11 protein-coding genes are annotated in these 10,618 nt (G+C 61.9%); 5 read left to right on the top strand and 6 right to left on the bottom strand.

Going from position 1 to position 10,618, the window contains the following annotated elements; genetic code table 11:
* Positions 1-2: 2 nt before the first annotated feature.
* The gene (locus tag R4P64_RS20370) at positions 3-908 is read left to right on the top strand and encodes an oxygenase MpaB family protein (protein ID WP_045069357.1); all 906 of its coding nucleotides are present in this window, start codon (positions 3-5) and stop codon (positions 906-908) included.
* 16 nt (positions 909-924) lie between these two features.
* Here the strand turns inward: R4P64_RS20370 and R4P64_RS20365 are convergent, their stop codons facing one another.
* Positions 925-1,707, bottom strand: coding sequence for an oxygenase MpaB family protein (locus tag R4P64_RS20365; protein ID WP_051730520.1), 783 nt, complete (start codon positions 1,705-1,707; stop codon positions 925-927).
* Between the two features lie 147 nt (positions 1,708-1,854).
* Between R4P64_RS20365 and R4P64_RS20360 the strand changes: the two genes are divergently transcribed.
* Positions 1,855-2,475: a TetR/AcrR family transcriptional regulator gene (locus R4P64_RS20360; protein WP_317822437.1), complete on the top strand. Its 621-nt coding sequence runs from the start codon at positions 1,855-1,857 to the stop codon at positions 2,473-2,475.
* Positions 2,476-2,491: 16 nt separating this feature from the next.
* Here the strand turns inward: R4P64_RS20360 and R4P64_RS20355 are convergent, their stop codons facing one another.
* Together R4P64_RS20355 and R4P64_RS20350 are read right to left on the bottom strand one after the other, a co-directional pair.
* Positions 2,492-3,184: a GntR family transcriptional regulator gene (locus R4P64_RS20355; protein ID WP_033234523.1), complete on the bottom strand. Its 693-nt coding sequence runs from the start codon at positions 3,182-3,184 to the stop codon at positions 2,492-2,494.
* A 9-nt stretch (positions 3,185-3,193) separates the two neighbouring features.
* On the bottom strand, positions 3,194-4,336 hold the full coding sequence (locus R4P64_RS20350; RefSeq protein ID WP_033234524.1) for an acyl-CoA dehydrogenase family protein: 1,143 nt from the start codon (positions 4,334-4,336) through the stop codon (positions 3,194-3,196).
* Between the two features lie 127 nt (positions 4,337-4,463).
* Between R4P64_RS20350 and R4P64_RS20345 the strand changes: the two genes are divergently transcribed.
* Complete coding sequence (locus tag R4P64_RS20345; RefSeq protein WP_317822434.1) at positions 4,464-5,972, top strand: aldehyde dehydrogenase family protein; 1,509 nt, start codon at positions 4,464-4,466, stop codon at positions 5,970-5,972.
* A 5-nt stretch (positions 5,973-5,977) separates the two neighbouring features.
* Here the strand turns inward: R4P64_RS20345 and R4P64_RS20340 are convergent, their stop codons facing one another.
* The 3 genes from R4P64_RS20340 to mca are packed head-to-tail and all read right to left on the bottom strand — an operon-like array spanning position 5,978 to position 9,196.
* The gene (locus R4P64_RS20340; RefSeq protein WP_317822432.1) at positions 5,978-7,987 is read right to left on the bottom strand and encodes a thioredoxin domain-containing protein; all 2,010 of its coding nucleotides are present in this window, start codon (positions 7,985-7,987) and stop codon (positions 5,978-5,980) included.
* A 19-nt stretch (positions 7,988-8,006) separates the two neighbouring features.
* On the bottom strand, positions 8,007-8,321 hold the full coding sequence (locus tag R4P64_RS20335) for a hypothetical protein (protein ID WP_033234527.1): 315 nt from the start codon (positions 8,319-8,321) through the stop codon (positions 8,007-8,009).
* A 2-nt stretch (positions 8,322-8,323) separates the two neighbouring features.
* Positions 8,324-9,196, bottom strand: a complete 873-nt coding sequence (gene mca, locus R4P64_RS20330; protein ID WP_317822553.1) for a mycothiol conjugate amidase Mca — start codon at positions 9,194-9,196, stop codon at positions 8,324-8,326.
* A 184-nt stretch (positions 9,197-9,380) separates the two neighbouring features.
* On the opposite strand from mca, the gene R4P64_RS20325 reads away from it, so the two are divergent.
* Positions 9,381-9,806 carry a DUF4307 domain-containing protein gene (locus R4P64_RS20325; protein ID WP_033234528.1) on the top strand — a complete coding sequence of 142 codons (426 nt, stop codon included), beginning with the start codon at positions 9,381-9,383 and terminating at the stop codon, positions 9,804-9,806.
* Positions 9,807-10,073: 267 nt separating this feature from the next.
* Positions 10,074-10,568 (top strand): transcription elongation factor GreA, encoded by a 495-nt coding sequence (gene greA, locus R4P64_RS20320; protein ID WP_033234619.1) that lies wholly within the window; start codon positions 10,074-10,076, stop codon positions 10,566-10,568.
* The last annotated feature ends 50 nt before the right edge of the window (positions 10,569-10,618 follow it).

The following is a 10,618-nucleotide window of genomic DNA, read 5'->3' as shown; positions in this document are numbered from 1 at the left end:
CGATGCCCACTCATTACCTGGATTCCGAACAGACCGAGTCGTCACTTCGAACCGATCAGACGCGAATCACCATCACCGGCCTGCGCCGGCGGTGGGCCAGGAAACCTGCTCACATCACCGATGCGCTCGACTTCTGGTCGTTTGCCGGCGCCGCCGCCAACGTCGTCCTGCAACTCGGCTGGCCGGAAGTGGCGTACGGCGTCATGGAAAGCAAGGTCGAATCAGGTGCTCTGACAGCACATCCGTGGAAACGCGCGCGGACCACCACGCAATATCTGACTGTCGCGATTCTGGGTAACGAGGAAGAGCGTCTGGCGTACCGCGAAGCAGTCAACTCGGTGCACCGGCACGTACGGTCAGATGCAAACAGCCCGGTCAAGTACAACGCCTTCAATCGTGAACTCCAATTATGGGTCGCGGCTTGCCTGTTCATCGGATTCGAAGACAGTCACCAGTTGCTGCACGGTGTGATGTCCGAAGAACAAGCGGAGTCGTTCTACCAATCCGCCTCTACTCTGGGAACCACTCTGCAGGTTACCGAAGAGATGTGGCCGGCCACGCGCGCGGATTTCGAACGGTACTGGAACCTCGGCTGTGAACGTGTGATCATCGACGAACGCACCAGCCGGTATCTGAACGATCTGATCGACTTACGCATGATTGCGTGGCCACTGCGCCTGGTGTTTCGAAACCTGCTGCGATTTCTGACAATCGGGTTTCTTCCCCCGATCTACCGTGACCAACTCGGACTCGAGTGGACCGAGGACGACCGTCGACGCTTCGAACATCTCTTCATCTTCGTGTCCTTCGTCAACAGATTCATACCTCGATCGATCCGACAGGCAGGCAACACCATTCAGATGCGCGACCTCCGTCGCCGGATCAAGCGAAGCAAGAACCTCGTCTGAACTGTGGACTGTCCCGTCAGACCAACGGAATCCCCTTGGCAATTCGACGACGCAGATCCCACAGGTAAAAGTTGTACGGGAACATGCGAATGACCTTCGGGGTAACGCGATTGACTGCCGCCGCGACGCGCATCGATCGGTCGAATCCGCGCTGCCTCCGTTCGGACCACGGGAGGCGCATTTCGTCCCGGAAGGATTGCGGCAGGAATCCCGTCGTGAGAAAGCGATTGAGCGGGCCGACCAAGGGATGCAACAGCTTCGGGGTGAAAGTAGCCGATGCGATCCCGTACAGGTGCTCACGGATCGTGTCGTCGATGCTGACCTTGTTCAGGTTCTCGTTCCAGTAGACCTCGAACGCATCTCGGTCCACCGGCCACATGTCACGGCGCATCTGGAGGGTGGTGCCAAAACTTGAACTACGCTGATAGAAGGCGTCCTGGGTTGCGGGGTCGAGATCTCCGTACAGTGCCTTGTAGACGTCCTCGAAGCCGCGGTACAGGCAGGCAGCAACCCACAACTGGAGTTCGGGGTCGAACGCGTTGTACTCGACGGCACTGTTCTCGTCCGAACGGACATACTTGTGTGCTCCGTTGACTGCGCGCCGGTACTGCTTCTTCTCGTCCTCGGTGGCGAGGCTTGCCACCGCCAGGTAGGTCAGCGTTGTGCGAGTGCGCTTGACCGGATGACGGTCCAACCTGCCGGTCTCGACCTTGCTCTCGTACACGCCGTAACCCACCGCGGGGCGCGCAAGTTGCATGATTACGTTTGCGCCGGCGGCCAACAGTCCCAACCCGGACATCGCCTTCTCGACCTCAGCATCGATGTCGATCGAATCTCTACTCACCGTCACGGCATTAACCCCTTCGAGTCGGATATCTGCGAACGCGTGTTCTCAGATGAGTGAAGCGCTGAAACCTCACGATGTCAATAGCTTCGAGATGCCAAGATGGTCTACATGAATGACCAACCGCGTTTGTACGGTGGCGTCGACGGCGCCCTCCGCGTCGCTGCGCGCCGCGAGACGCTGATCGAAGCCGGGCTCGAACTGATGGGATCAGCCGAACCCGAACTGACAGTGCGTGGGGTGTGCAAACAGGCTGGTGTAGCTGCCCGGTACTTCTACGAGAGCTTCACCGACCGCGACGCTCTGATCTCCGCGGTGTACGACACGGTCATCACGGATATCGCCGTCTCCACCCAGGCAGCAGTGGACGCGGCCGACGCCGAACGAGACAAGGCAGTGGCGGCCATAGCCAACATCGTCCGCACCGTTGCCCGCGACCCAAGGCGCGGGCGACTACTCTTCTCGAGCGCGCTCACAAGCCCGCTCCTCGTCGAGAAACGCCGGGCGTCGACCACGGTATTCATCGGTCTCCTCGCCGCCAACGCCAAGAGCTTCTACCGACTCGGCGACAGCGGCCAGCTGACGCTGACGGCAACCTTCCTGGTCGGCGGCCTCGCTCAAACGCTGAGCGCATGGCTCGACGGATACATCGACGTCACGGAAGACGAACTGGTTGCCGAATGTGCGGCGATCCTGCTCGCTCCGGCAATGCCGCCGTCCTGAGGGCCCTACTCGAAGCTCAGTCCCAGAGGCCGATGTTGTCGAGGTGGGCGAGCAGACGAGCGGCACCGTCGGAGAACTGAACTCGCATCTGCGCGTCCACTTGCTCGAGGTCTCGTTTCTCGAACGCCTCGATCAACTTGTCGTGGCTCGACACCGCAAGCTCACCCCAGCCCGCGTCGGTCGCGTACAGCCGCGCCGGGGTGTAGCGGATTGCACCGAACAGGAACCACGCCAATTTTGCCCCGCCCGCAGCAAGATTGATCAGGCGGTGAAATTGGAATTCGCACTGCTCGATCGCAGCCGCATCCGACGCGTCGACCGCTGCCCGTAAATCGGCATTGAGCTCGACCAACTCTGCAAGCTGGTCAGCGGTGATCTTGTCAGCGGCCCGCAACGCCAATTTGACCGCAATCTGCCCCTGCAACCAGAAGATGTCTTCGATGTCCTGGCGACTGAGCGGCGATACCAGATAGCCACGGTGGGGAACCAACTCGACCATCCCCTCGCCGCGCAACGCGACCAGAGCCTCCCGAACTGGCGTGACGCTGACCCCGAGGTCGGCTGCGGTTTCGTCGAGGCGAACGAACTCGCCCGGACGAACCTCCCCGGACATGATGAGGTTGCGAACATGGTTCGCCACATCCTCGGACAGCTGTGGCCGTCTCCTCAGCTCAGACGTCACCCTCCGAGTGCGTGCAGACGTTGCCACAACCGATCCTCACAGTCCGTACGTTTTGCCGATGATGTCTCGCTGAATCTCGTTGGTACCACCATAAATGGAAGACACCAGAGTCTTTCGCACATGATGCTCCATGTCGAATTCCGTGGCGTAACCGTACCCGCCCATCATCTGCATGCCCTCGAGCGCAACCTTCTTGGCGGTTTCGGTGAGCTTCAGTTTTGCCATCGACGCCTCGCGCGGGAACATCTTCGTCGGATTGGCGTCGACCATCCTGGCGACGCTGTAGACCAGCAGTCGGCCGCATTCGATCTCCGTAGCCAGATCCGCGACGCGGTGCCGAAGCGCCTGGAACGAACCGACAGGACGCCCGAATTGCTTACGGGTGGTGATGAATTCGAGGGTGTCATCGAAAGCCCGCTGCGCCGTTCCGAGCATCATCGCCGCCAGGATGAGCCGTTCGATATTGAGCCCCGCCATGAGTTGACGCCAGCCGTTGCCGACCTCGCCGACCACAGCGTCGTCAGGCAGCAGGACGTCGGTGAAGTAGAGGTCGTTGACCTCCTTGCCGCCCATCGTGTCGATTCCGCTGATCTTCAGGCCGGAAATATCTGCCGGAACGTGGAACATCGTCAGGCCCTCGTGCTTGCCCTCACCTCTCGACGTACGCGCGACGAGCAGGATGTTCTCGGCGAAGTGCGCATTGGAGCACCACGTCTTCTGTCCGTTGATCAGCCATCCACCGTCGACCTTCTCGGCACGGCAACTCAAGTTACCGACGTCCGAGCCCGCCTCGGGTTCCGACATCGAGATCGACTGCGAAGCCCCTCGGACGATGCCGCCGAGTACCGCTTCCTTCTGCGCCGGACTGCCGAACTTCTCGTACGCCGCCCCCGTGATGACCGTCGGGCCGAGTCCGCCGATCGGCGCCATCCCCTTGGCCGCTTCCTCGAGGAAGATGCACAGGTCAACCGTGCTGCCGGCCGATCCGCCGTACTCCTCCGGCACGGTCAGTCCAAGCCATCCCAGTTCCGCCATTTTCTCGTAGTACGCCTGATTGTGGTTGTGCGCTCCGTGATCGGTCAGCAGGTCTCGCTGCTCGCGCGTACCGCTTTCCTTCTTGCAGAACGCGGCCACCGACTTGGCAAAATCAGACTGCTCCTGCGTGAAATCCATGTGCATCGAAAACTCCCGGGTGAGAAATGGCTGGAGGCTTGTCGGAGCTCCGTCCGACGCATACTGTGACTACCAGCACAGTAAATCACATCACATATATGTGATGCGTCGACTCCTGGAGGATCTGAGAAATATGACCGAACAGCTCGGCCGACACAGCACGTCCACAGATCCGACGTCAGGCGATCCCACCTTCGCAAGCCTCGACCCTCGCGATGACACCGTGATCGCGCAGTACCCCGTCGCCGATCAGCAGGCGGTCGACAAGGCCGTGGCCGCAGCACACACCGCAGCGGCGTGGTGGGATCAACTCGGTTTTGCAGGGCGAAAGAAAGTCCTCGGTGACTTCCGGGCTGCCATTGCCTCCCATGCGGATTCGATGGCGTCGATCATCTCCACCGAAACCGGAAAGCCGAGCGACGACGCGCTACTCGAAGTGATGTTGGCAGTCGAACATCTCGACTGGGCCGCCCGCAACGCACAGAAGGTGTTGCGCCGCAGACGCGTCGGTGCAGGCTTGATCAGCGCCAACCAATCCGCTTCCGTCGGCTATCGGCCGATGGGCGTCGTCGGTGTAATCGGTCCGTGGAACTATCCGCTGTACACACCGATGGGGTCGATCGGGTACGCACTGGCCGCCGGCAACGCCGTCGTCTTCAAGCCAAGCGAACTCTCACCAGGCGTCGGCGTCGAACTGGCTCGGCTGTGGAACCTCGCCGCACCCGGATACCCTGTCCTCCAGACGATTACCGGCGACGGCAAGACCGGCGCACTGCTGTGCTCGTCCGGGGTGAACAAAATTGCGTTCACCGGCTCGACGGCCACCGCAAAACGCGTCATGGCTGCCTGCGCCGATACCCTGACTCCCCTGGTTGCCGAGTGCGGCGGCAAGGACGCCATGCTGGTGGATTCCGACGCCAATCTTGATGCCGCCGTAGCCTTCGCGGCATTCGGTGCGGTCGGCAACGCCGGACAAACCTGCGCCGGTGTCGAGCGCATCTACGTCGCCGCCCCGGCCTACGACGCCTTCCTGTCGAAACTCACTGCGGCGCTGCGCGATGCCCGCGCCGGTTCGACCTACGGCCCCATGACGCTGGGCAAGCAGACGGCGATCGTGCGAGGTCAGATCGAAGACGCGCTCGGCCGAGGAGCCAAAGCTGTTCTCGGCGGCCTCGAGTCCTTCCGCGGCCCGTTCATCGACCCGATCGTCCTGACCGACGTACCGGAAGATTCCACCGCGGTCACCGAGGAAACGTTCGGACCGAGCGTCGTGGTGAACAAGGTTGCCGACATGAACGAAGGCATCGAGCGCGCCAACGCGTCGAAGTACGGATTGGGCGCGTCGGTGTTCACGAAGAGCACATCAAAGGGACGGGCAATTGCCGAGAAACTCGAATGTGGTGTGGTCACCGTCAATTCGGTTCTCGGATTTGCCGGAATCGCCGCCCTCCCGTTCGGCGGTGTCGGCGATTCCGGATTCGGCCGCATCCACGGGGCAGACGGACTGCGCGAGTTCAGCAGCGTCAAATCGATGGCAGTTCAGAAGTTCAGCGCACCACTGGATCTACTGACCATCGAGCGGAAGGCGCGCGACATGAAGATCTCGCGCTGGATGTTGGCAAAGCGGCACGCCAAGTCCTGACCAGGTTACTGCGCCAGCGCAAGCGCCAAGCCTGCTTCGTCTGTGACCGGGCGGTCACAGACGAAGCCTCGGCAGACGTAGGCCGCTTGAGCGCCGTCGACCAGAGGCCGATCTGCCAGCAGCGGTGAGGAATCCGGCTCACCTGCGACGATCACGGCGCCGCCGGGGGCGAGGCGACGGGCCGCGTCCAGCAGATCACCGTCACCCACAACAGCTACCTGGATCGGCCCGCGCAGCGACGCTTCCGCCACCGCAAGCCAATGCCCGGCCGAGCGCGGAGCACGCTCGAGCGGCAACGATGCGCGTGCAAGGGAGTCGGATACGGCTTGGGCATAGCGAGAGGCGCGCTCGGGCTCGGTGAGCGCAGCCGCCGTCAACAGCGCCTCCGTGACAGTTGACGCTCCCGACGGTGTTGCGCCGTCCATCGGATCGCGGGGTCGGGTCACCAAGCTTTCGGCAAAATCTGCTGTGTCGAACCAACTTCCGGGCTCGGCTGGGTCGGCAAAATGATCGAGAGTGAGGTCGAGCAACTGCCGGGCGGTGTCGAGCCACTCCGATTCCCCGGTTGCCTGGTACAGCGCGAGGAGTCCGGTGGCCAGGGCTGCGTAGTCCTCGAGGACCCCGGCGGGCTCACCGACAACGCCACCGAGAGATGCGCGGCGCAATCTGCCGTCAACGAGATGCAGGCCGAGAAGGGTGTGCGCGCACACCCGTGCAGCGTCAATCCATTCGGGTCGATTCAGTGCAAGCCCGGCTTCCGTCAAGGCGGTGATGCTGAGCCCGTTCCATGCGGTCACGACTTTTTCGTCTCGGCCAGGCTGCGGACGGTCTTTTCGCACTGCGCGCAGTGCGTCGGAAACCTTCTGCCAGCGCGACCAATCGTCGGGATCGCTGAGCAACTGCAACACCGATGCACCTTCTTCGAAGGTTCCGTCGTCGGTGACGCGGAACAACTCTGCCGCCCACCGTCCGTCGTCCTCGCCGAGCGCATCGATCAGCTGGCTGGGCGTCCACACATAGGTCAATCCTTCGACGCCGTTGGTGTCCGCGTCCAGAGCCGAAGCGAAGCAGCCGTTTTCGGTTCGCAGATCGCCGAGAATAAATCCTGCGGTTTCCTCCGTGATGCGGGCTGCCAACTCGGAACCCGTCCGACGTGCCCAGTGCGCATAGAACCGGAGCAGCAGCGCATTGTCGTAGAGCATCTTCTCGAAATGCGGAACCACCCACTCCGCGTCGACGGAGTAACGGGAGAAACCGCCGCCCAACTGGTCGTAGATGCCGCCGCGCGCCATGGCTTCACCAGTGCGCTGCAGTCCACCGAGAATATTGTTCGAACCGGTCCGCTCGAACTGCCGCAGCAGTCCTTCGAGCAACGCGGACGGCGGAAACTTCGGGGCACCGCCGAAACCGCCGCGGGGCAGGTCCTCATCCGCCAATACTGCCTGGCCCGCTGCGTCGAGGAGCGCGGCATCGATCGGCGCACCGCTGTACGGGATTCCACCCGACGCGCGCGCCAACTCCGTCACGATCGACGACGCAGCATCGTCGACCTCGCCGCGACGGTTGGCAAATGTCTCGGCAATCGCTTCGAGAAGCTGTATGAACGAAGGCATTCCACCGCGCGGCGCCGGCGGGTAGTACGTGCCGCAGTAGAACGGCGAACCGTCAGGAGTCAGGAAACACGTCATCGGCCAGCCACCCTGACCGGTCATCGCGACCGTCGCATTCATGTAGACGGCGTCGATGTCAGGCCGCTCTTCGCGGTCCACCTTCACACAGACGAAGTTGTCGTTCATGACCGCCGCGATGTCGCCGTTCTCGAACGATTCGTGGGCCATCACGTGGCACCAGTGGCACGCCGAGTATCCGATCGACAACAGAATCGGCACGTTACGTTCGCGTGCCCACTCCATGGCCTCCGGCCCCCACTGCTGCCAGTGGACCGGATTGTCGGCGTGCTGACGAAGGTAGGGACTGGTGGACCCACCCAGATTGTTCTTCATCCGTGGGTCCATGTGCCCTACCTCGCTCGCGTCAGGAATCGTGCTTGGGAGTCTTCTCGGCTGATGCGTCGCCGGCATCCGTTTCCGGCGTGGCGATCGCACCACGATCCGTTCCTTCATCCAACTGCTGATCGGCTTCCGGGTGTTCGGGTTCGAAAGTTTCCGGCAACTTCTTGAGCTGACGGTTCATCGACACGACCAACAGGATCACACCGATGAACAATGCCAAGACGACAACCAGTCCGACCGGCGACGACTTGCCGAACTCGGGCCCGGAGGGGTTACTCGGGCTCTGTGCAAGCAATTGTGTTGTGCCGATTACCAACTCGGCGGACAGTGCATTCACTTTCAGACGTCCTCTTCAAGACCTGCGAACAGGTCGGTTTCCGGGATGGACGTAGAAACCCGCGTCTTCGCGAGTTCGAATTCTTCTGTGGGCCAGATCTTCTGCTGAATATCGAGCGGCACCGCAAAGAACGAACCATTGGGGTCGATCTGCGTCGCATGCGCACGCAAAGCGTCGTCGCGCTGGGGGAAGTAATCGCCGCAGGCGATCTGGGTGGTGACCCGGACCATCATGTCACCGCGCTCGGTCTTCCCCTTCTTGAGCCAATCCGCCATGGGGAACGGCTCGCCGCGGCGCTCGTACTCCTCCTGGAAGAGTTCGAGACGCTTACGGATGAAGCCGTGCGAGTAATAGACCTTCTTGATCTCCCACGGTTCGCCGTCCTCGGGATGATATTCCGGGTCGGCAGCCGCTTCGTACGCAGCCATCGACACCTCGTGACACCGAATGTGGTCGGGGTGCGGGTATCCACCGTTCTCGTCGTACGTCGTGATGACGTGCGGACGGAATTCGCGGAACACCTTGACGAGTGCGCGCGTCGATTCCTCGAGCGGCACCAGCGCAAAGCAGCCCTCCGGAAGCGGCGGCAACGGATCACCCTCGGGCAGGCCCGAGTCGACGAAGCCCAGCCAGCGGTGCTTGACGCCCAGAATCCGCGCAGCTTCCGCCATTTCTTCCTGGCGCACCTCGCTGATGCGGTCGCGGACGCCGGGGACATCCATGGCCGGGTTGAGAATGTCGCCACGTTCACCCCCGGTGAGCGTCAGGACCATCACTTCATGGCCTTCGGCTGCATAACGGGCGGTGGTGGCCGCACCCTTGCTCGACTCGTCGTCGGGATGGGCATGGACGGCCATGAGCCGGAATCCGCTCACGTGTTCGTTCACCTCAACTTCACCTGTAGCCGTTACCGGCGTCTGCTCCGAACTCTTGCCGTCAAACCTACCGGCAGCGCCAGTGGGCGCGTCCTCTATAGTTCCACCCGAGAGTTCCTGATGCAGCCATGACCCCAGTCCGCGGTTGCGTAGAACACGAACTCGAGTCTTCGAGAGCAGAGTGATGAGTAATACGCTTCCCCAAGATCGGTACCCGAGCGCGACTCGCACGGGCGGTTCCAAGAAGTGGATCGTGTGGGCTCTGACCGCCCTCGTCATCGTTGTGGGCACCGGTATCGCCTACGTCGGATACACCAAATTCTCGGTGAAAGAGATCACGACCGAGACGATCTCGTACGACATCGCCGACGACTCGACCATGAAGATCCGGTTCACCGTCACGCGTGACGATCCGAGCCAGGAAGCTGTGTGCATCGTTCGCGCCCGCTCCAAGGGCGGATCCGAAACCGGTCGACGCGAGGTTTACGTTCCGGCTACGACGTACCAGACCTTGGAGTTCAACACCGAGATCAAAACGTCCCTCCCACCAGGCATGGCCGACGTCTTCGGATGCAGCCTCGACGTCCCGGAGTATCTGACCAAAAACTGACTGCGCCTACTACCCGCCCTGCCCGACGTTTGAGTTCCGACAGGGCGGGTAGTCCTGCGTGATAGAATTGCTTGGTACACGGTTCCGGGTGGAACCGTGTATTGCTGCATTGACGGCCAGGTTGGCGTCGAGCGCAGCGCTGACGGCAAGATCACGCCTAGCCCAGGCGCGTTCGAGCCGTTGTTTATTGCTGTTGCAGTGAGTTCAGTGCTGTCGCAGTGATCTGTCGAGGGAGCCCCCGGCTCCGACTACTAGGGAGTGATCGAGATGACCGAGACCCAGGTGACCTGGCTTACGCAGGAATCACATGACAGGCTCAAGAAGGAACTCGACCAGCTCATCGCGTACCGCCCCATCATCGCCGCCGAGATCAACGAGCGTCGCGAAGAGGGCGATCTGAAGGAGAACGGCGGCTACCACGCTGCACGTGAGGATCAGGGGCAGCAGGAAGCTCGTATCCGCCAGCTTCAGGATCTGCTCAACAGCGCAAAGGTCGGCGAAGCACCCACTCAGTCCGGTGTTGCACTCCCGGGTTCGGTAGTGAAGGTGTACTACGACGGCGACGAGAGCGACACCGAGACCTTCCTGATCGCAACCCGCGAAGAGGGCGCGCGTGACGCCAAGCTCGAGGTGTACTCCCCCAACTCTCCGCTGGGTAGCGCACTTCTCGAGGCCAAGGAAGGCGAGACTCGCGAGTACAACCTGCCTAACGGCGGCACCATGAAGGTCACCCTCGTTAGCGCGGAGCCGTACCACAGCTGATCGGTTACACACGAAACAAACGTCGCCCGGACCTGCTCGTCCGGGCGACG

The organism is Rhodococcus sp. IEGM 1366 (assembly GCF_033142425.1).
GTDB classification, from domain to species: Bacteria; Actinomycetota; Actinomycetes; order Mycobacteriales; family Mycobacteriaceae; genus Rhodococcus_F; species Rhodococcus_F globerula.
The sequence above is the reverse complement of the archived record's forward strand: the minus strand, read 5'-3'. Positions and strand labels throughout refer to the sequence as shown.